At 63.8% G+C, this 20,210-nt stretch carries 19 protein-coding genes; 8 read left to right on the top strand and 11 right to left on the bottom strand.

The features are described from left to right. Window positions 1–35: 35 nt before the first annotated feature. The 3 genes from lysS to ACWTV3_RS06390 all read left to right on the top strand — a co-directional run bounded on the left by lysS (window position 36) and on the right by ACWTV3_RS06390 (window position 1,995). Entirely contained in the window at window positions 36–1,535 is a 1,500-nt protein-coding gene (gene lysS, locus ACWTV3_RS06400) for a lysine--tRNA ligase (RefSeq protein WP_498477343.1), read from the top strand. A gap of 8 nt (window positions 1,536–1,543) precedes the next feature. Continuing rightward, window positions 1,544–1,720 carry a hypothetical protein gene (locus tag ACWTV3_RS06395; protein ID WP_498477342.1) on the top strand — a complete coding sequence of 59 codons (177 nt, stop codon included), beginning with the start codon at window positions 1,544–1,546 and terminating at the stop codon, window positions 1,718–1,720. Window positions 1,721–1,818: 98 nt separating this feature from the next. Next, entirely contained in the window at window positions 1,819–1,995 is a 177-nt protein-coding gene (locus ACWTV3_RS06390) for a hypothetical protein (RefSeq protein WP_169925791.1), read from the top strand. Here the strand turns inward: ACWTV3_RS06390 and ACWTV3_RS06385 are convergent. Continuing rightward, entirely contained in the window at window positions 1,992–3,014 is a 1,023-nt protein-coding gene (locus ACWTV3_RS06385; RefSeq protein WP_498477341.1) for a LacI family DNA-binding transcriptional regulator, read from the bottom strand. The two genes, ACWTV3_RS06390 and ACWTV3_RS06385, sit on opposite strands and share 4 nt — an antisense overlap. A 233-nt stretch (window positions 3,015–3,247) precedes the next feature. Here ACWTV3_RS06385 and ACWTV3_RS06380 point away from each other — a divergent pair, with 233 nt between their 5' ends. The 5 genes from ACWTV3_RS06380 (at window position 3,248) to ACWTV3_RS06360 (ending at window position 10,695) form a co-directional block, all read left to right on the top strand. Next, complete coding sequence (locus ACWTV3_RS06380) at window positions 3,248–5,287, top strand: beta-galactosidase (protein WP_498477340.1); 2,040 nt, start codon at window positions 3,248–3,250, stop codon at window positions 5,285–5,287. Further along, complete coding sequence (locus tag ACWTV3_RS06375) at window positions 5,284–6,216, top strand: carbohydrate ABC transporter permease (protein WP_498477339.1); 933 nt, start codon at window positions 5,284–5,286, stop codon at window positions 6,214–6,216. Before ACWTV3_RS06380 ends, ACWTV3_RS06375 begins: the two co-directional genes overlap by 4 nt. Then, complete coding sequence (locus ACWTV3_RS06370) at window positions 6,216–7,094, top strand: carbohydrate ABC transporter permease (RefSeq protein WP_498477338.1); 879 nt, start codon at window positions 6,216–6,218, stop codon at window positions 7,092–7,094. The genes ACWTV3_RS06375 and ACWTV3_RS06370 overlap by 1 nt, the downstream gene beginning before the upstream one ends. A 72-nt stretch (window positions 7,095–7,166) precedes the next feature. Then, window positions 7,167–8,501, top strand: a complete 1,335-nt coding sequence (locus ACWTV3_RS06365; RefSeq protein ID WP_498477337.1) for an ABC transporter substrate-binding protein — start codon at window positions 7,167–7,169, stop codon at window positions 8,499–8,501. Next, entirely contained in the window at window positions 8,485–10,695 is a 2,211-nt protein-coding gene (locus tag ACWTV3_RS06360; RefSeq protein WP_498477336.1) for an alpha-galactosidase, read from the top strand. The genes ACWTV3_RS06365 and ACWTV3_RS06360 overlap by 17 nt, the downstream gene beginning before the upstream one ends. On the opposite strand, the gene ACWTV3_RS06355 is transcribed toward ACWTV3_RS06360, so the two are convergent. The 10 genes from ACWTV3_RS06355 to ACWTV3_RS06310 form a co-directional block, all read right to left on the bottom strand. Beyond that, window positions 10,692–11,501 carry a metal ABC transporter permease gene (locus ACWTV3_RS06355; RefSeq protein ID WP_498477335.1) on the bottom strand — a complete coding sequence of 270 codons (810 nt, stop codon included), beginning with the start codon at window positions 11,499–11,501 and terminating at the stop codon, window positions 10,692–10,694. The genes ACWTV3_RS06360 and ACWTV3_RS06355 overlap by 4 nt on opposite strands. Beyond that, the gene (locus tag ACWTV3_RS06350) at window positions 11,501–12,445 is read right to left on the bottom strand and encodes a metal ABC transporter permease (RefSeq protein ID WP_498477334.1); all 945 of its coding nucleotides are present in this window, start codon (window positions 12,443–12,445) and stop codon (window positions 11,501–11,503) included. The genes ACWTV3_RS06355 and ACWTV3_RS06350 overlap by 1 nt, the downstream gene beginning before the upstream one ends. Beyond that, window positions 12,366–13,118: a zinc ABC transporter ATP-binding protein AztA gene (gene aztA, locus ACWTV3_RS06345; protein ID WP_498477333.1), complete on the bottom strand. Its 753-nt coding sequence runs from the start codon at window positions 13,116–13,118 to the stop codon at window positions 12,366–12,368. Before aztA ends, ACWTV3_RS06350 begins: the two co-directional genes overlap by 80 nt. Continuing rightward, the gene (locus tag ACWTV3_RS06340; protein WP_498477332.1) at window positions 13,108–14,178 is read right to left on the bottom strand and encodes a metal ABC transporter substrate-binding protein; all 1,071 of its coding nucleotides are present in this window, start codon (window positions 14,176–14,178) and stop codon (window positions 13,108–13,110) included. The genes aztA and ACWTV3_RS06340 overlap by 11 nt, the downstream gene beginning before the upstream one ends. Before the next feature lie 152 nt (window positions 14,179–14,330). Beyond that, on the bottom strand, window positions 14,331–14,483 hold the full coding sequence (locus ACWTV3_RS06335; RefSeq protein ID WP_498477331.1) for a DUF2510 domain-containing protein: 153 nt from the start codon (window positions 14,481–14,483) through the stop codon (window positions 14,331–14,333). Between the two features lie 111 nt (window positions 14,484–14,594). Beyond that, window positions 14,595–15,551, bottom strand: coding sequence for a pirin family protein (locus tag ACWTV3_RS06330; RefSeq protein WP_498477330.1), 957 nt, complete (start codon window positions 15,549–15,551; stop codon window positions 14,595–14,597). A gap of 24 nt (window positions 15,552–15,575) precedes the next feature. Next, window positions 15,576–16,688 carry a peptidase C39 family protein gene (locus tag ACWTV3_RS06325; protein WP_498477329.1) on the bottom strand — a complete coding sequence of 371 codons (1,113 nt, stop codon included), beginning with the start codon at window positions 16,686–16,688 and terminating at the stop codon, window positions 15,576–15,578. A 41-nt stretch (window positions 16,689–16,729) separates the two neighbouring features. Beyond that, complete coding sequence (locus ACWTV3_RS06320) at window positions 16,730–18,367, bottom strand: ATP-binding cassette domain-containing protein (protein ID WP_498477328.1); 1,638 nt, start codon at window positions 18,365–18,367, stop codon at window positions 16,730–16,732. Beyond that, window positions 18,364–19,221, bottom strand: coding sequence for an ABC transporter permease (locus ACWTV3_RS06315; protein WP_498477327.1), 858 nt, complete (start codon window positions 19,219–19,221; stop codon window positions 18,364–18,366). The genes ACWTV3_RS06320 and ACWTV3_RS06315 overlap by 4 nt, the downstream gene beginning before the upstream one ends. Further along, on the bottom strand, window positions 19,218–20,207 hold the full coding sequence (locus ACWTV3_RS06310; RefSeq protein WP_498477326.1) for an ABC transporter permease: 990 nt from the start codon (window positions 20,205–20,207) through the stop codon (window positions 19,218–19,220). The genes ACWTV3_RS06315 and ACWTV3_RS06310 overlap by 4 nt, the downstream gene beginning before the upstream one ends. Window positions 20,208–20,210 lie beyond the last annotated feature (3 nt).

The raw sequence follows: 20,210 nt of genomic DNA, 5'->3' as shown, positions 1-20,210 counted from the left end.
CCCAGCGCGCGGCTATCCCGGCTACGATTGAGGGCGTGAATGACGCTGCTAACGCCCCCGAGCCCACTGAGGCTGAAGTTTCTGAGCAAAAAGCCGTTCGGTTAGAGAAGCGTCAGCGACTCATCGATTCGGGCGCTGAGGCGTACCCGGTTGGCGTCGCTATCACCACGAGCATTCCGGCCGTGCGCGAGAAGTACCCGTCGCTTGAAGCGGATGAGACCACCGGCGACGTTGTCGGCCTCGCGGGTCGCATCGTGCACCTGCGCAACACCGGCAAGCTGTGCTTCGCCTCGCTGCAGTCCGGCGACGGCCAGCGTATTCAGGTCATGGTTTCTCTCGGCGAAGTGGGCGACGAGTCGCTCGCGCTGTGGAAAGAACTTGTTGACCTCGGTGACCACCTGTTCGTGAGTGGCGAAATTATCTCCAGCCGCCGTGGCGAGCTTTCTGTCATGGTCAAGGACTGGAAGATTGCGTCGAAGGCCGTTCTTCCCCTGCCCAACCTGCATTCCGAGCTGAGCGACGAACAGCGTGTTCGTAGCCGCTACCTCGACCTCATCGTTCGCGACCAGGCCCGTTTCACGGTGCGCGCTCGCGCCAAGGTCAACGCGAGCCTGCGCGCCACGTTCGCCGCGCACGACTATCTCGAAGTCGAAACGCCGATGCTGCAGACGATGCACGGTGGAGCATCCGCTCGCCCCTTCGTCACGCACTCGAACGCGTTCGACACCGAGTTGTACCTGCGCATTGCGCCTGAACTGTTCTTGAAGCGTGCCGTCGTCGGTGGCATCGAGCGTGCCTTCGAGATCAACCGCAACTTCCGCAACGAGGGTGCTGACTCTACGCATTCGCCCGAATTCGCGATGGTCGAGGCGTACCAGGCTTACGGTGACTACAACCAGATGGCTGACCTCACGCAGGAGCTCGTTCAGAACTCCGCCGTGGCTGTCACCGGCTCGACGCTCGTCACGCTCTCGGACGGCACCGAGTACGACCTCGGCGGCGAGTGGGCTCGTATCTCAATGTATGACTCCCTCAACGAAGCAGCCGGCCTCAGCGTCACGCCGCAGACGTCCGCCGACGAACTGAAGGTGCTGGCGGATGCCGTCGGCATCGAGGTCACTCAGCCCACCCACGGCAAGTACGTCGAAGAGCTGTGGGAGCACTACGTGAAGCCGGGCCTCGACCGCCCGACGTTCGTCATGGACTTCCCCGTCGACACGAGCCCGCTCGTGCGTGACCACCGCACCATCGACGGTGTCGTTGAAAAGTGGGACCTCTACGTTCGCGGCTTCGAACTGGCCACCGGCTACTCCGAGCTCGTTGACCCCGTTATTCAGCGCGAACGCTTCGTGGAGCAGGCTCTCCTCGCGAGCCAGGGCGATGTCGAAGCCATGCGCCTCGACGAAGACTTCATCCGCGCTCTCGAGCACGGCATGCCCCCGACCGGTGGAATCGGTGTCGGTGTCGACCGTTTGCTGATGGCCATCACGGGCCTCGGCATCCGCGAGACCATCCTCTTCCCGCTGGTTAAGTAAGCACGACAATGACTGACCCAGTGCCCGACGAGACTCCGGATGCGGCTGAGACGCCGGATGCGACTGAGGCTCCGAAGAAGTCGACGATCACCCCCATGCGCATCGCGCTCTGGGTACTCGTGGCGGGCGCTGGACTCTTCATGGTTCTTACCGGCCTCGTTGGCGTATTAGTAAAGGCTCAGTAGTGGATCGCAAATCATCGCGTCTCATCATGACTGTGACTCTCGTGGGACTTGTCGTACTCATCGCCATTGTCACCCTGGTCAACGGTTAGGCTAGAAGCGTGCCTCAAGAATTCTGGTCGAACGCGATTTTCTCTGTCATCCCGACGATCGCTGTTGGCGTGATTTTCTGGTTCGTCATGGCAGCGATTATTCGCTCTGACCGTACCGAGCGCAGCAGCTACGCCAAGATCGAGGCCGAAGAGCGCGCCAAGATGGCCGCTAAGTCAGAACTTTAGGCTGAGCCCCGAAGCTTGATCTCGGTCGGCAGGATGCGACCGGGGGTTTCTGGCGTTACGCCATTGACGAGCTCGAGGACCATCGAGGCCGCTTCGCGCCCCAAGAGATCGGCCGGTTGACGCACGGTCGATAACTGCGGCTGGCAACGCAGTGCCCAATCGCTATCGTCGAAACCGACAATGCCGACGTCACCGGGAACGGAACGCCCCTGCTCACGCAGCACGTCCATAGCGCCGGCAGCCAAGGCATCGGATGCCGCGAAAACTCCATCAATGTCGCCTGCGCGTTCGAGAAGGGCCTTCATGCCCTGAACGCCGCTGTCGCGCGAGTAGAGCGGAAAGTCGACAACCAGGTTCTCGTCGAACTGGTCGCCCAGGGCATCCCGAAAGCCGGCAAGGCGTTCGCTACCGGAGTCGCGGTCGAGCGCGGCGGCGATCATGCCGATCTTCTTGCGGCCAGTGGCGAGAAGTTCGCGAGTGATGTCGCGAGCGGCACCGCGGTTGTCGATGCCGACGTAGGGCATATCGGGGGCGCTCATGGGGTGACCGACGAAGACGGCGGGGAGCCCGATGTGAGTGATCGCATCGGCGATGGGGTCGTGCTCGCGGGCGGAGACGATCACGGCGCCGTCGACGAAGCCGCCGCGGAGGTAGTCGGCAATGCGCGCGCTGTCACGGTCGGAACCGATGATCAAGCACACGAGTTGGTAGTCGGCTTCGGAGAGGCGCTCGTTGGTGCCGAGCAGAATGGCACCGATGTTGGGGTCTTCGAGAAAGACGGAGTGTGGCTCGTGCACGATGAGCGCGATGGCCTTGGAGCGCTGAGTGGCAAGGTTGCGGGCCGCCATGTTGCGCACGTACCCGACCTTGGCGATGGCCTTCTCGATGGCTTCGCGCGCGGAATCTGAAACATATGGTTCACCGTTGAGCATGCGCGAGACGGTGCCGCGAGAGACATTCGCTTCGGCGGCGACATCGAAAATTGTCGCGCGGCGCGGTCGTGCCCCAGAGGTTGCCATGACCCCATGCTAGCGCTCCCACCGGCTTCGCACTTCCCCATGTTCGCGGGACTGTTCACGTTCACAGACACGCCGAATGCTTGACACGTGGAACGATGCTCGCTTAGTGTGTGAACGCTCCCAGAAACCCCTTCAGGTTTTCGCCGAACGAAATCTGTGCACGCTCACAGAAATCGAACACATGTGAGTGGAACTGCTGCTCGTCAGCCCATCCATTGCCAAAGGAGGCACGCGTGACCACACCCCGCGCAGATCGCGTCGCGAGCTGGTCACCCGATTCCCTCGTGCTGGGTTGTGACTACAACCCCGAGCAGTGGTCCGAAGAAGTGTGGCAGCAGGATGTTGCCCTCATGCGGGAGGCCGGGGTCACCCTCGTTGCCATCAACATCTTCGGCTGGGCAGAGATTGAGCCGCGAGCGGGACAGTACGCCTTCGATCGCCTCGACGCCATCATGGATCTACTGCACTCTGCTGGCATCCGTGTGAACCTCGGCACCGGCACCTCATCGCCGCCCGCGTGGCTCACCACCGCGCACCCTGACATTCTGCCCACCGCCGCCGACGGCACCCGCCGCTGGCAAGGTGGCCGCCAAGCATGGTGCCCGAGCTCTGTCGAGTTCCGCACTGCTGCACTCGGTCTCGTTGCGAAGGTCGCCGAACGCTACAGCGAGCACCCCGCCCTCGCGATGTGGCACGTCTCGAACGAACTCGGATGCCACAACGCGCACTGCTACTGCGACACCTCTGCGGCCGCCTTCCGCGACTGGCTTGAAGCACGCTACGGCACGGTCGACGCTCTCAACGCCGCCTGGGGCACCACATTCTGGAGCCAGCGCTACAGCGAGTGGAACGAAATTCTTCCTCCCCGCGCCACGCTCTCCTCGGCCAACCCGGCACAGCGCCTCGATTTCAATCGGTTCAGCTCTGACGAGCTGCTCAGCTACTACCGCGCCGAAGCGGCCCTGCTGCGCGAAGTGAGCCCGATCCCGGTCACGACAAACTTCATGGTCACCGCCCACATTCGCAGCCAGAACTATTGGCAGTGGGCGAGCGACATGGATGTCATTGCCAACGATCACTACCTCGATCACCGGTTGCCGCATCCGAGCAAAGAACTGTCATTCGCCGCCGACCTCACGCGCGGTCTCGCGCAGGGTTCACCGTGGATGCTCATGGAGCAGGCCAGCAGCGCTGTGAGCTGGCAGCCCCACAACCTGGCCAAGCAGCCGGGTGAAATGCTTCGCAACACGTTGACGCACGTTGCTCGGGGAGCAGACACCGTCTGCTTCTTCCAGTGGCGTGCGTCGCGACAGGGTGCCGAGAAGTTCCATTCGGCCCTGCTTCCTCACGCCGGTACTGACACTGCTGTGTGGCGAGAGACCCTCGACCTGGGTGTGAAACTCCACTCCCTCGAGCCTCTCGCGGGCACCCGGGTCGAGGCGTCCGTCGCTCTCGTCTTCAGCTGGGAGTCGTGGTGGGCTGCCGAAGGCGACTCACAGCCGTCGTCGGCCGTGCGCTACCTCGAACAGGTGCACGCCGCCTACAACGCTGCCAGCGCGAACGGCGTAACGGTCGACATTGTCGCTCCCGGTGCAGCACTCGCCGAATATGCACTCGTCATCGTTCCTAGCCTCTACCTCGTGGACGACGCGAGCGCGGCCGTCATCGCCGGCTACGTTGCGGGCGGTGGCAACGCGGTTGTCACCTTCTTCTCGGGCATCGTCGACGAGACCGATGGCATCCGCCTCGACTCAACGGGCGAGACCCCTCCCGGTGCGTTCAGCGACATGTTGGGTGTCTGGACCGAACAGTTCATGCCCGTGAAGCCCGAAACGCGCCTCATGCTCAACGACGGTGGCCAAGCCAGCATCTGGGCCGAGCACGTTCGCCCCACCACAGCGGATGTCGTAGCCGAGTTCGCGACCGGCCCCATTCCTGGTGGGCCGGCCGTCACGCGCAACCGCTTCGGTTCGGGAACGGCGTGGTACGTGGCTACCGCGCTCAACGCCCCGAGTTTTGCCGACTTGATGGGCCGCGCGCTCAACGAGGCTGGCGTCGAAGCGATCGAGCTGCCCGAGGGGGTCGAGGTCGTCACGCGATCGAACGACACGGATCGCTTCCGCTTTGTGATCAACCACAGCGCGCATGAAATTTCTTTCCCCGCCGACGGCGCAGAATTGTTGACGGAAACCACGGTCACAGGTTCGGTGACTGTTCCTGCTGGTGGCGTTCGCGTCATCCGCCTGACTGTCGAAGAAGGAGCAACGCGATGACTACAGACATTGCCAAGCCCAGTACCCCCACCAAGGCGGTGACGAAGAAGGTTCGCCGTGCAACTAAGGCCACGAAGAACCGTGGAGCGGTGCTGTTCTTTATCGCCCCGTTCTCGATACTGTTTGCCCTGTTCTACATCGTGCCGATCCTGGTCGCGATCTATCAGTCGCTGCTGACGGTTGAACGTGAAGGAACGTTCGGTAAGCCCACGGAGGTGTTTGGTGGCTTCGTGCAGTACGCACGAGTGTTCCAAGACGACGCTTTCTGGTCATCCATTCTTCGAGTTCTCGGTTTTGGTGTCGTGCAGGTGCCGGTTATGCTCGGCCTCGCGCTGCTGTTGGCATTGCTGTTGGACTCGCCGCTCGTCAAGGGCAAGCGCTTCTTCCGCCTCGCGTTCTTTGCGCCCTACGCCGTGCCCGGTGTTATCGCTGCGGTCATGTGGGGCTTCCTCTACTCGCCGAACCTCTCGCCGTTCACGGCGATCACCAAGGAGATCAACTTCTTGGGGGCCGACCTCGTGCTGTGGTCGATCGCCAACGTCGTCACGTGGGTGTTCGTGGGCTACAACATGATCATCATCTACTCGGCTCTGCTGGCGATTCCGAGTGAAATCTACGAAGCCGCTCGTCTCGACGGGGCATCGCAGGCTCGCATCGCGTGGTCGATCAAGATTCCGTTGATCACCCCCGCCATTACACTCACCGCTATCTTCTCGATCATCGGAACGCTGCAGCTGCTCGCCGAACCTCAAGTCTTCAAGAGCTTCACTTCGGCCGTAACCAGCACGTTCACCCCCAACCTGCTCATCTATTCGACAGCGTCGGTGCCGAACGTGAACCTCGCCGCCGCCTTCTCGGTCGTGCTCGCGCTCTTCACCTTTGCGCTCTCGTTCACCGTGCTCAAGTTCACCCAGCGAAAGGCTGACTGATGAGTGCCACGACAACTCGCGTCAAGAAAAACCACGGCCCTCGCGAAAGCCTGTTCTCTCGCTCGGGTGCCATGCTCGTCATGGCCATCTGCACCTTCTACTTCTTAGTGCCAATCTGGTGGCTCTTCGTTGCGGCGACGAAAGACCGCAGCGACTTCACCACGAGTGCACCGCTGTGGTTCGCCGACTTCAACCTCATCGAAAATATCGTCAACCTGGCGAACTACCGTGAGGGCCTGTTCTTCCAGTGGATGCTCAACAGCATTCTTTACGCCGGAGCCGGTGCCGCGGTTGCAACGCTGTTCGCCACGATGATGGGCTACGCCCTAGCGAAGTACGACTTCCGTGGCCGCGAAACTCTTTTCAACGTTGTGCTCGGTGGCGTGCTTGTGCCAGCAACGGCTCTCGCGCTTCCGCTCTTCTTGGTCTTCAGCCAAGTGGGAGCCACCAACACCTTCTGGTCAGTGTTCCTACCGAGCATCGTGAGCCCGTTTGGTGTCTACCTGGCCCGCATCTACGCGACCTCGAGTGTGCCCGATGAGCTCGTCGAAGCCGCCCGCATCGACGGTTCAGGCGAAGTGCGCACCTTCTTCACGGTGGCCACCCGACTCATGACGCCGGCGATGGTCACCATCTTCCTCTTCCAGTTCGTCACGATCTGGAACAACTTCTTCTTGCCGTTGATCATGCTGCGCGACGAGAAGCTGTTCCCCGTGACCCTCGGTTTGTACATCTGGAACAGCCAGGTCAACCAGATCCCTGAAATCCGGGCGTACGTGATCATCGGCGCACTGCTGTCGATCATCCCGCTCATTATTGCTTTCCTCAGCCTGCAGCGCTTCTGGCGCAGCGGGCTGGGAACGGGCGCGCTCAAATAGTCGCCCACCCGGCCACTCGGCTTGCCCCGAGGGAAACCCCGCACCACAATCACAATCTAGAAAGGTAATCGCATGGCTAATCGCATAGCTCGCGCTGGAGGAGCATTGGTGCTCGTCTCCGCGCTCGCACTCTCAGCATGCTCAACCGGCGCCAGCACAGACGGCGGCACCGATGCCGCTGACGCGTGCACCCCGTCAGACGGACCCGTAACGCTCAGCTTCACGACCTGGCTGCCCGGCATGGAAGATGCCGCAGCAATCTGGAACGAGCAGAACCCCGATATCCAAGTTGAGGTTCAGACGGGACCCAACGGTCTTGGTGGAACGTACAACAACTTCTTCAACCAGATCGAAGCCGGCAACGCGCCCGACCTTGGTCAGATCGAATACGACGCCCTGCCCAACTTCCGCGTACAGGACGGCGTTGTCAACATCGCCTCGTGTGAGGGAGTAATGGACGCTCAGGACGAGTTCATCGACTGGACCTGGAGCCAGGTCACCTTCGGTGAAGAAGACTCGGTCTACGCAATTCCGCAGGACACCGGCCCCGAGGCTCTGTTCTACCGTGCCGACCTGTTCGAAGCCGCTGGCATCGACATCCCCACCACGTGGGACGAATACGCAGAGGCTGCCGCGCAGATTCGTGAAGAGGGTGGCTACATCACCAACTTCTCGCAGAGCGACATCAACGCCTTCGCCGGACTCGTCTGGCAGGCAGATGGCCAGTGGTTCGAAAACGACGGCGAAGCCTGGGACGTAACCCTTGACTCGCCCGAGTCGCTCATGGTTGCTGACTACTGGCAGGGACTGCTTGACGATGACCTCGTTGCAACCCTCCCAGCCTGGACCGACGAGTGGAACAACGGCTACAACTCTGGTGAGGTCTGGAGCTGGGTTTCCGCAGTGTGGGGTGCTAACTCCATCACGAGTGGCGCACCTGACACCGCAGGCAACTGGGCTGTCGCACCGATGCCGCAGTGGAACGAAGGCGACTCTGCAGCCGGCAACTGGGGCGGATCGAGCACTGCTGTTCTCAAGGGAAGCGAACACCCCTACGAGGCAGCACAGTTCGCTCTCTGGTTGAACACTGACCCCGAGGCACTCGCCAGCATGAACGCAACGGCGAACATCTACCCCGCAACGAAGACCGGTGGCGACCTGCCGGCCTTCTCCGAAGGTCTCGACTTCTTCGGCGGACAGAACATCTACGACGTCTTCGCCGCTGCCGGCGCAGAAGTTAACCCTGACTTCACGTGGGGCCCGACTATGACGCAGGTGTACACGGATGTTGCTGACGGATTCTCTGGCGCCATCTCTGGCTCAGGCACCCTCACGGATGCGTTGACCACCGGTCAGCAGAAGACAATCGACGCCATGAAGGCTGCCGCGATTGCCGTCAACGAATAACACGAACGACATCGTTCACCTCCGTGCCGCGGGCACCAGCTTCGTGCTGGATGCTCGCGGCATGGGCGTGCCGTCGATCACGCACTGGGGTGCAGACCTCGGAGAACTCGACCGCGACCAGCTCGCGGCGCTCGCGGATTCGCGCCAGCGTGCCCTCGGGCCGAGTTCCATCGACGAACCCTTCCGGCTGAGCATTGTTCCCTTGCTCGCCGATGGCTGGAGCGGCCTGCCCGGGCTGGAAGGCCGCCACGATCAGCGAGCGGATGCTAGCGGTGCGAATGTTGGCGGTGGCCGAGTGCGCCGCCCCGCACTGCGCACCGAGAGCATCGAGCATCCGGAGCCTCGCGTTGCTCGCGTCGTGCTCGTCGACGCTACCGGCCCGTCTGGTACCGCCGCTGAGGACGCGGATGCCGCTGTCGCGCTGCGCCTCACGATCACTTTCGAACTCACTACTGCCGGAGTGCTGCGCAGCCGTTCGCACCTCACCAACACCGCCACCGAGACCTTCGAGCTCTCGTCGCTGGCCACCATTCTTCCGCTCGCGCCGGTCGCGCGCGAGCGACTCGACTTCAGCGGAATCTGGGCAGCCGAACGGCAGCCCCAGCGCTCCGCCATCGACTACGGAACCTGGTTGCGCGAATCGCGTCACGGTCGCCGCGGTCACGACGACTCCTACCTCACCGTGGCGGGCACACCCGGCTTTGGCTTTCGCCACGGTGAGGTCTGGGCGATGCACCTCGGCACGAGTGGCGACACCCGGGCCTGGATTGACCGCTCGGCCTTGGGCATCACGACCGTCGGTGCCGCTGAGCTTCTCGCGCCCGGCGAGATTCGTCTTGCCACGGGCGATTCGTACGAAACCCCATGGGCCTACGCTGCATGGTCGGATTCCGGCCTCGACGGCCTGAGCGACCGTTTCCATTCCTGGTTCCGTGGCCTGCCCGCGCACCCGTCGACACCGCGACCGCTCACCCTCAACACGTGGGAAGCTGTTTACTTCGACCACAACTTCGAGCAGCTGGCTGCGCTCGCCGACGCAGCCGCCGATGCCGGCGTCGAACGCTTCGTGCTCGATGACGGCTGGATGAAAAACCGCACAGACGACAAGTGGGCTCTCGGCGATTGGACTGTCGACGCCACCTCCTGGCCCGACGGGCTCTCTCCCCTTGTCGACCGCGTGACTGCCAGCGGGATGCAGTTTGGCCTCTGGGTCGAGCCCGAGATGGTGTCTCTTGACTCGGATCTTGCGCGCGAGCATCCGGAGTGGATCCTTCGTGACGATGATCGGCCGTTGCCGAAGTCGTGGCGCAACCAGTTTGTGCTCGACCTCGACAACCCTGCTGCTTTCGCGCACGTACTCGATGCGATCAGCGCCCTGCTCGACGAGTATGCGATTAGCTACCTGAAGTGGGATATGAACCGCGACCTACTTGGCGGCTCGGTTCACCGGCACGTCGCGGCCACCTACCGCCTGATGGATGAGCTGCGTGTGCGGTACCCGCACGTGGAGATTGAGTCGTGCGCCTCGGGCGGTGCCCGGGTGGATGCCGGAGTGCTCGAGCGCGTGCAGCGAGTGTGGCCATCCGACACCAACGATGCTCACGACCGTTTCTCGATCATGCGCTGGACCAACCTGCTCGTGCCGTTCGAATATTTGGGCTCGCACGTTGGATCATCGCCCGCGCACACCTCGGGGCGTTCGCTGTCTCTCGGCTTCCGGCTCGCGACCGCCCTCATGGGGCACTCCGGTATTGAGTGGGATCTCACAGCAACGACCGCCGACGAGCGCGCTGCTCTACCAGTGTGGGCGGCGGCATACCGTTCGCTGCGGGGCCTTATCCATTCGGGTCGCGTCGTTCGCGGCGAGCTCGAAACCACTCAACCCATCGTCACGGGGATTGTGGAGGACGATGCTACCGGCGTTGCCGACGCCGTCTTCTGGGTGACGTGCCTCGACACTCCCTCCGATGCTGTTCCGACGTCCCGGCGTTTGCCCGGGCTTGACCCGCACCGCGAATACCGCATCAGCCCCGTAGATGTGGGTGCGGCAGCGGCAACCTACCCGGGCACTGCGCCAGCGTGGTGGCTCGCCGGCGAGCTCACGCTGTCGGGCGCAGCGCTCGGGTCGGTTGGTCTCACTCTGCCGATTCTGCATCCTGATGAGGCGCTCGTATTGCGGGTGACTGCGGTCTAGCGCACGGTCGCTTTTCTGAGCAGCCTGACGCCGTAACGCAGTCCGAGCGCGACAACGAACACGCTTCCGGAGAGGATGGCGATCGTGCCGCCCGCGCTGATGTTGGCTGCGCGCGAGAGCAGCACTCCGCCCACGGCCACCGCAGCTCCGAGCGCCGGCGCGAGAACGATCATCCCGACCCACGAGCGGGTGAGGAGACCCGCTGTCGCTGGCGGACCCGCAATGAGGGCGATCGCCAAGAGAGACCCGGTGGCCGGGATGGCGACGATGGTGGTGAGCGCGACCAGCAGGAGGGCGGCGCCCTCCATCACCCATTCGCGACCACCGCTCGCGCGAAATCCGTCGGGGTCAAACGTAGAAAAGAGTAGAGGGCGACGCAGGGCGACCAGCATCCCGAAAGCGACGACCAGGGCAACGAGGACGACCGCGATATCGCTCGCTGTTACAAAGAGAATGTTGCCGATGAGGACGGTCTCGGGTCGGAGTGGAATCTGCGGGTTGAGTGCTTGCAGCACCGCTCCGAGCGCGAACCCGGCAGTGAGAACAACGCCGGTTGCAACCTGCATTCCTTGGCGCGGTATCCGCCCGAGCAGCACCATCACACCGAGGAGGATGAGCGCGGAGAGGCCAGCACCGAACAGCATGTTGACCCCGGCGACGGCGGCGAGAATTGCGCCGGGGAAGGTGGCGTGGGAGAGTGCTTGGGCGAAAAACACACGCCCACGTACAACCGTGACGGTCCCGACGAGGCCCGTAAGTACGCCGACGAGGGCGCCGAAGAGTAGCGCGCGTTCGAAGTACCCCATTAGCGCTGCCCCAATCGCGGGCGGCTGCGGGCTGCATCTCCAGCGACCCGCACGGCTGCCACGGCGAGGTAGGCAAGCACCATCACGAGCACCGTGGTGGCACCGCCGGGAAGGTGCGTGGCGCCGGAGACAGAGAGCGCGAAGGCTGCTGCGAGCCCGAGCCACGCCGCGAGGGCACCAAACAGGGTCGCGACGGTAACTCCAACGGAGAGTGGGCCGCCGACAAGTCGTGCGACTGCGCCCGGGATGATGATGACGGCGAGCACGAGCAGGTTTCCCACCGCAGCGGACGCGGCCACGACTGTGAGGGCGATCGCGATGTTAAGAGCGAGGTCAGTCAGGAGCGGGCGCGCCCCCGCTGCGGTTGCGCCGGCGCGGTCGAAAGCAACGTAAACCTGCCGGCGCCAGGTCGCCGTGACCAGTGCCAGAGCAACGGCCAGCCCGACGGCGAGAGGGACAAGCTCGCTGGGGGCGATCGTGAAGATCCGCCCGAACAGTAGCTGTTGCAGCTGGCCGGCATAGTCCGACTGTTGGCTGACCACGATCACTCCAACGCCGAATGCGGAGGTGAGGACGATGGCGATAGTTGGCCCGGAGGCGACACCGCTGCGGGCGATGAGAGTAAGGGTGGCGGCGGCGACTATCGCGGCAACCAGGGACCCTACGTAGAGGCCGGGCACGGCCGCGACGACGTAGCCGATCACGATGCCGGGAAACACCGCGTGGATGATTCCTTCGCTCAAAAACTCGAGCCCACGCAGGCTCACCAGAGTAGAAATCGGGCCGACGGCAACGGCGATGAGCAGCAGGGCTGTGAGAGCGGTCGCCATGAAGGGGAGCCCGAAGGCGGTGAATAGCATCCGCTCAGACGCCGGCGGGTCGCGAGTGCGGGTCGTCGTGGAGGCTCGTGTGCAATTGCTGGTCGTGGAGGATGCGTTCGACATCGCCGAAGGCAACTACACGGCCGTCGAGCAAGAGCGCGCGATCACACACATCCCGGGCAAGGGTCACGTCGTGGGTGGACACGACTACGGCGACGCCTTCGGTGGTAAGCGCAGTGATGGTGCTGAGGAGTTGCTCGCGGCTGGGCTGGTCGAGTCCGTTGAAGGGTTCATCAAGCAACAACAGCTGCGGACCGGTGGTGAGTGCGCGGGCGAGAAGCGCGCGTTGCCGTTGCCCTCCCGAGAGATCCCCGAAACGTCGTCGGGCAAGTGCCGTGAGACCAACGCGATCGATGGCGTCGTCGACGGCGATGCGGTCGGCGCGACGCAGCGGGCGAAGCCATCCTCGCTCCTGGTAGCGCCCCATGGTGACGGCCTGGCGCACGGTGAGGGGAAAGTCGGGGTCGATGCGGTGCGTTTGAGGCAAGTAACCGGTGCGCGGGTGACCGCCAACGGTGCCGGAAAGAGGGGGAAGGATGCCGAGTAGCCCTTTGAGGAGCGTGGACTTTCCGGCACCGTTGCGACCGATCAGCGCGACAGCTTCTCCGCGAGAGATCTCAAGATCTACGTGAGCGAGGGCGACGCGGCCTCCGTATCCGAAGGCCGCGTCGCGGAGCTGAATGAGGGAGCGCCCCGCGGGGCCGGGCTCGCTCAGGGTGCAGGAATCAGTTGGCATCCGACACGAACGGTGCCAGTGAGTCAGGCACAGTGAGGGTCGTCACGCCCCACGACTCGACGATCAGGTCGGTGTTGTGCACCATGCTCGCAACGTAGGTCGCTCCCGAGGATCCGGCAACGCCAAGCGAGTCGGCATAGAGCGCTTCATCGCCTGAGTAGACAGTGATGCCCGCCTCAGCGGCGATGGTCTCGGCTGCCGCGGGGTTGACCGACGATTCGGCGAACACCGCTCGCGCACCGGTCTGCTCGATCAGCGAGATGAGTTCGTCGATCTCGGCCGCGCTTGCTTCAGCGCTGTCGTCCAGGCTGGGGATAACCGCTCCCACGAACTCGAGGTCGTACGCATCGATGTAGTACCCGAAAGCGTCGTGGCTCGTCACAAGGAATCGATCGGCGGCGTCGACTTGTTCGACGCTGTCGGTGATCCATGCGTCAAGGTCGCTTAACGCAGAGAGAAAGCCGGATGCGTTAGCGGTGTATTCGTCGGCATTGCTGGGGTCGGCTTCGACGAGCGCATCAAGGATGGTGTTCACCATGATCTGGGCGTTCGCGGCCGATTGCCACACGTGCGGGTCGTACTCGCCGTGGTCGTGGTCATCCTCGTCGGAGTGCTCCTCGTCATCGGAGTGCTCTTCCTCGTCGTGCTCGTCGTCACTGTGCTCGTCTTCGTCACTGTGTTCGTCATCGTTCGCCAGGAGGTAGGCCTCGTCTGAAGCATCTACGACGGTGGCTGTCGATCCGGATGCCGCGACGGCATCCGGGAGCCACGACTCCAGTTCCTGCCCATTTTCGACAATGATGTCGGCGCTTCCGAGTGCAAGGAGATCGGCGGCGCTGGGGTCGTAGGCGTGGGGGCTCGAGCCGGCTTGGAGCAACTGGTCTACCCGAACGTCGGCGGTGTCGCCCACAATCTGGTTGACGAAGTCGCCGACCTGAGTCGTGGTGGCGACGATGTGGAATTCGGATTCGTCAGAACTGGCGGGGCTGCAGCCGGTGAGGGCAGCGGCCGAAAGGCCGCCGATGGCGATGAGGGCGGCCAGGGTGCGGGGCGTGGTCACAGGAAAAACTTTCTAAAGGCATTGGCGGGGTAAGCGCTCGGAGGGAGCACTATCCTAATGATAACGATTCTCAACAAGAGTGCGAATCGGCACCCGTCGCCCTGCTATCCGCTATCTCGCCGCCGCGCTGTCCCGGCTGCTGCGGCGTCCGGTCAGCAGCAGCCGTCAGAGCAGTCAGTGTCGACGCGCTGGACCATGGCGGTCCACGCTGCTCCGTCGTGCCAACGAATAATTCCAGCGTTGCTCGGGTCGGGATACCATCCCGGCTCCTGTTGGACCTTTACTCCGAAAGCACTCCGACTCACTGGTTCTCCTCGCTCGCGACTGATTCGCCTCACTATTTATTGAGGACGATTCTCAATAGTAGGCACATTCTGTGAGTAGCGCCAAGCGGGTGGTTCGAGTGCGGCTAGCTGCTACAGGCGCGGCGTGAGCCTGACTGTGGGCATTTCTGGGGCGGGCAGCGGATGCCCATCACCGCTGGCCACGGTGCCGAAGCGTCCAACGGGGTTGCCGCCCTTAATCACGTCGGCCTGCCATTGTGCACGGAACTTCACGATCTCGTCGTGACTGCGCCCAATAAAGTTCCACCACATGACGATGGCCTCATCGAGCGGTTCGCCGCCCAGGAGCAGGAGACAGGCATCCGTCGTTGCCGTGATCGTCAGTTCGGTGAGGCCGGGAGCGAGATACGCCAGGTGATCGGTGGGGGCCGCAACGTTTGCGATAGTCACGTCGCCGGCATCCACGAGCACGCCGTGTTCGAAGCTAGCGTCGAGAGCGAGCGTGAAGCTGGTGCCGGCGGGCACGTCGAGCTGGGCGCCAAGGAGGGGTGAGAAAACGCGCGCTGGTGAGGAGACGCCGGCGAGTTCACCGATGAAGACGCTCACGGTCGCGCTCTGATGCTCGAACGGCGTCGGTACGTAATTCTCGAACTCGGGAGCGGTGTCGCGGTGGGCGTTCGGCAGGGCGACCCACAGTTGCGCACCGTGCAGCGGCGTCGGCTCGACGGGGGAGACCTCGGAGTGCGAAATGCCGCGACCGGCCGTCATGAGATTCAGTTCTCCCGGCCGCACGGTCGCGAGACTGCCGACGCTATCGCGGTGCTCGATATCGCCAGCGAAGAGCCAGCTTACGGTTTGCAATCCGGTATGCGGATGCGGCGGCACGTGCATCCGCGTCGTCTCAGGGCCGTAGTGATCGACGAAGCACCACCCGCCGATGAGTGAGCGGGACCGCTGCGGCAGAGTGCGCCGCACGGTCATCGCGCGAGGGCCTCCGAGCGGAACCTCGCGCGGAGTAAGTAACTGAACGCCAGCGCCCTGCTGCGTTTCGCACAGCACTTCGGCGGGGGTCTTCTCGGTGTTACTCACGGCGGCTCCTCACCTCAGTGAGTGCTAGCGTGCCACAAAAATGACGCCGCGATAAGCGGGGTCGCCGAACGCCACCATCTGGTCGAGCACCGCGATCGAGACGGGCAGATCGTGGGAGTCGACCCACGTCTCGCCCTGCTCGGCCGTGATCCACGGATCGTTGAGCAGAACCGTGTCGCCCTTCACCGCGTGCGCCACGACCCAGTGCGGGGTCGAAGCATCGTGCATGGGCTCTTCTTCGATCAACAGGATCGCGAGTTCGCCACCGGCCACGCGTTCGGTGATCTGCTCAATCGACAGCGGGGCCGTGTGCTGCTGGATGCCGCGGCTCGCCGCTTCGGCCCGAGACTGCTCTTGCAGCTGCTCACGGAACGTGCGCTCTTCGCCCTCGTAGGTCTCGAGGAGCGTCGGCTCGGTTGTATCGAGGTGCAGTTCAAGACTGATGGCGGATGCCGACTGCGCGATCACATCGTGAACGGCGACGGCGAGACCGAGGGGCTCGCACGCGGGAAAGTTGGTGGCGGAGCGCCAGAAGGCGAGTTCGCGCTCGCGGGCATCCTCGTCTTCCGTGTCGGCGAAGGGTTCGAGGCCAAGGTGGCTGAGAGCCGTCATGGCGGCAACCGCACCACACGTGAACAGCGTGGTTTGGCCGTAGTAGCGCAGCTGCTCGTGCGGCCAGCCGCCGTGCCACAGCACGAAGCCGCGAACGCCTTGCGTGCCATCAGCCGAGGAGATGGGGGTGCGCAGTTCGGTGAAGCCGAGGTCGGCGGCGAAAGCGGGAAGCTCAGCGTCGAGCGGGAGTTGCCACTTGAGGGCGGCATCGCCACGATCCGCGGAGGCTGCGATCAGTTCGCCGAGAAGACTCTGGGCGGCAGCATCGCTGTCGGCCCAGAGATCAACGAGCTTCGTGTAGCGCGTATTCGGGCGCCCCGAGGTGAGGGCGGCGGCGTTGCCGGTCGGCGAGTCGAGCATCCACACCTGCGGGTTGTAGGGCTCGCGATTACGTTGCCAATCGGCGGCGCGGTCGGCACCGAGCGCCTCGATGAGGCGCGTGGGAAGCTCAGCGGGCGAGAGCTGAACGAAAGCAGAGCCGGTCGTGTTCGAGGCGGCAGAGTCAGCAGGAGTGGAGGTGTCCACGGGGTCCTTTCGGGGCGAGTCGGGCGCTTGTGGCGCCGAGCTCAGTGAGTGGGTGCTTCGTGAATCGACGCCGCAACGAGCGCCTGAGTGTAGGGATGAGTTGGGGCGTTGAGCACGTCGTGGCACGGGCCAGATTCAACGACGTCTCCGTGGCGCAGCACGTAGACGCGGTCGGCGAGCTGGCGCACCACGGCGAGGTCGTGCGAGATGAACAGGATCGAGAGGCCGAGGTCGACACGCAGTTTCGCGAGTAGATCGAGAATCTGCTTCTGCACCGACACATCGAGCGCCGACACCGATTCGTCGCAGATCAGCAACTCGGGCTGCACGGCCAGAGCGCGCGCGATGGCCACGCGCTGACGCTGACCGCCCGAGAGCTCGGCCGGTCGTTTGCGAGCGAACTCGAGCGGCAACTCCACCAGGTGCAGCAAACCATTCAGGTCGGATGCCGGACGACCCGCCACGCGCAGCGCTAACTTCAGCGACCGCCCGACACTGATCATCGGGTTGAGCGACGAGTACGGATCTTGGAACACGATCTGCATCTGCTTGGGCGTGCGCGAAGCCCGCCCGGGAGCAAGCGCAACGCCGTCGAAGGTGATGACGCCGCTCGACTCGTGCTCGAGCCCGGCGATGCAGCGCGCGATCGTGGTCTTGCCTGAGCCGCTCTCGCCGACGATGCCGACTGTCTCACCGCGGCCGACCGTAACGCTCACGCCGTGCAATACGGACTTGTCGCCAAAGCTCTTCGTGACGTCGGCGGCAACAACAAGGTCGCCAACGCCGGTCGCCCCGTCGCCGCCCGCACTGGCACCGGATGCCGTACGCACGACCCCGGCGGAGCGATCGGTGAGCGAGGGGTCGGCTTCGATGAGCGCCCGAGTGTAGGGGTGGCTTGGCGCATTGAGCACGGAGCTCGTGACACCGCGCTCCACGATCTCGCCGTGGCGCATGACGAGCACGTGCTCGGCTCGTCCGCGCACCATGCCGAGGTCGTGCGAGATAAGCAGGGCGGCCATGCCGCGCTTCTCTTGCAGGCCCCGAAGGAGGTCGAGAATCTCACCCTGGTTGCTCGCGTCGAGAGCCGTAGTCGGCTCGTCAGCGATGAGGAGTTCGGGGTCGGTGGCGAGGGCCGCAGCGATGGCAACCCGTTGGCGCATTCCGCCGGAGAGTTCGTGCGGGTAGGCGCGGGCGACATCCGCGGGCAGGTTCACTTCGGCCAGACGCTGAGTAACGAGTTCGGCGCACTCGGCCTTGCTGAGGCGGGCGGCGCTCGCGGCCTGAATCGTCATCGCGATTTGGGTTCCACAACGGTGCACGGGGCTCAAGCTCGTGAAGGGGTCTTGCAGCAGCAACGAGATGCGGCGACCGCGGGTAGCCCGCCAGACGGTATCCGTAGCAGGCAGTTCGATCGTGGCGCTCGCGAGCTCGATGTTGCCGCGCGCGGTGAAGCCGGCAGGCAACAGCCCGGCGATGGCTTTCGCCGAGAGGGTCTTGCCGGAGCCCGATTCGCCGATGAGCGCGAGGGTTTCGCCCGGCGCGATCGAGAAGTCGAATGGCTCGACAATAACTCCGGCGGGGCCATCAACGGTGAGGCCGGTCACGGTTACTTGCGCGGTCGCGGGGGTGTTCGCAGGGGTGCCAGCGGCGGGAGCATTGGCGGCGTTGGGCTGGGTCATGAGCGTCCCGTTCGGGTCAAGATTTGGCCGAGCCAGTCGCCCACAAGGTTTGCGGCAGAGGCGACGCCGATGATGAGCAGAGCCGGAATGAGAACAGCAGCAGGATTGTCGATCATGATCGCGCGACCGTCGGTGAGCTGGCGGCCCCAGTCGGCCGTGCCGGGGGCAACGCCGACGCCCAAGAACGACAGCGACGAGAACGCCACGAGGGCGAAGGCTACGTTGAGCATCGAATTAGTGATGATGAGCGACGAGACGTTCGGCAATACCTGCGTGAACATGATGCGGGCCTTGGAGAGCGACAGCATTTGGGCTGCCTCCACGAACGGCCGCGCGGCCTGCTCCATAACCCCGGCGCGCACAATGCGGATGTCCGAGGGCGAGAACAGCAAGATCAGCAGCAGCACGGTCATCCAATAGCCAGCGCCGAAAACGCCCGCGACCACAATCGCGGCCAGCAGCAGGGGCAGTGAGAACAGCAGGTCGGTCCAGCGGCCAATGATGAAGTCGATCGGCCCACGAAGGTAGCCCGACACCGTGCCGAGCAGAATGCCGAGAAGCATCGACCCGAGAGCAACACACACCGGACCAACGAGGGCGGATGATGCTCCCGCGATCGTCAGCGCGAGCACGTCACGGCCGAGTTCGTCGGTGCCGAGAAGGTGACCGGGGCTGCCCGGGGGCAGCAAGGAATCGAGAATCGACTGGGCGGTGGCATCCGGAGCAATGAGGTTGCCGAAAATAGCCAAGAAGGTCACGAGACCCAGCAGGGCAATGGAGACCCAGACGGCGACCGGATGACGGCGACGCGACCGGGGTGTTTTAGCTAAGACGATAGCTTCGGTGCTGCTCACTGTGCACCCTCCTTAGCGCGGATGCGGGGGTCGAGGAAGATGTAGGCGAGGTCGGCCAACAGCGCGATGGTTGCGATCGTCACGGCCACCAGCAGGGTGAGCGCTTGCACGACGGCGATGTCTTTGAACAGCACGGAGCCTTGCAGCAGGGTGCCGAGTCCGGGTAGTGCAAAGGTCGTTTCGGCGAGCACGGTGCCGCCGACCAGGAAGGTCAGTACGAGGCTGGCGCCGGTCACGATCGGAATGGCGGCGTTGCGCAGCGCGATCATATGCACTTGGCGGTCGGGCAAGCCCCGCGCGCGACCAAAGGTCACATAGTCACTGTCGAGTTCGCGCAGCATGGCGGTGCGGGTGAGCTTGAGGATGATCGCGCCAAGTCCTAAGGCCAGAGTGATGGCCGGCAGCACGAGGTGCCAGAGGGTGTCGAGGCCACCGTCGCCCGCTCCGTACACCGGGAAGATCGGTAGGTAGAACGCGAACGTATAGAGAAGGAGGAGGCCGACGGCGAAAGTGGGGGCGCTGAGACCCACGATGCCGAAGCCGGTCGCGAAGCGGTCGATCCAGCTTCCCGAACGAACGGCGCTCTGAACGCCGAGGGGGATCGCGACAATGAGAGCGAGCACGAAGGCGAGTCCGCTGAGAGCAGCGGTAATTCCGAGGCGTGCGCCGATGACGTTGGAGACCGAGTCTTGCAGCCGAATGGACTGCCCGAAGTCTCCCGTGAGGGCGTTGCCCAACCAGATCAGGTACTGCATGTAGAGCGGCTGATCAAGGTTGTATTGAGCGCGGATGGCGGCCACCACTTCAGGAGAGGATGGCCGATTGCCGAGCAGGTTCTTGACGATATCGCCGGGGGCGAGATGCAGCATCGAGAACACGATGATGGAGAGCACCAACAGAATTCCGAGGGTGCCGAGCACGCGCACCGCGAGCATGCGGCCCAGAGGCCGAGCTCGTGATGCGCGTGCAATCGGGGTAGTTGTCACAGA

The organism is Salinibacterium sp. AL4.1 (assembly GCF_059767305.1).
Note: the sequence above shows the minus strand (reverse complement) of the source record. Positions and strands in the feature narration are given on the sequence as shown.

Bases quoted from the DNA above. Each gene is read 5' to 3' on its own strand.
- ACWTV3_RS06365 (WP_498477337.1), top strand. From the start codon at position 7,167: ATGGCTAATCGCATAGCTCGCGCTGGAGGAGCATTGGTGCTCGTCTCC.
- ACWTV3_RS06395 (WP_498477342.1), top strand. From the start codon at position 1,544: ATGACTGACCCAGTGCCCGACGAGACTCCGGATGCGGCTGAGACGCCG.
- ACWTV3_RS06355 (WP_498477335.1), bottom strand. From the start codon at position 11,501: ATGGGGTACTTCGAACGCGCGCTACTCTTCGGCGCCCTCGTCGGCGTA.
- aztA (WP_498477333.1), bottom strand. From the start codon at position 13,118: ATGCCAACTGATTCCTGCACCCTGAGCGAGCCCGGCCCCGCGGGGCGC.
- ACWTV3_RS06375 (WP_498477339.1), top strand. From the start codon at position 5,284: ATGACTACAGACATTGCCAAGCCCAGTACCCCCACCAAGGCGGTGACG.
- ACWTV3_RS06350 (WP_498477334.1), bottom strand. From the start codon at position 12,445: ATGTCGAACGCATCCTCCACGACCAGCAATTGCACACGAGCCTCCACG.
- ACWTV3_RS06370 (WP_498477338.1), top strand. From the start codon at position 6,216: ATGAGTGCCACGACAACTCGCGTCAAGAAAAACCACGGCCCTCGCGAA.
- ACWTV3_RS06385 (WP_498477341.1), bottom strand. From the start codon at position 3,014: ATGGCAACCTCTGGGGCACGACCGCGCCGCGCGACAATTTTCGATGTC.
- ACWTV3_RS06320 (WP_498477328.1), bottom strand. From the start codon at position 18,367: ATGACCCAGCCCAACGCCGCCAATGCTCCCGCCGCTGGCACCCCTGCG.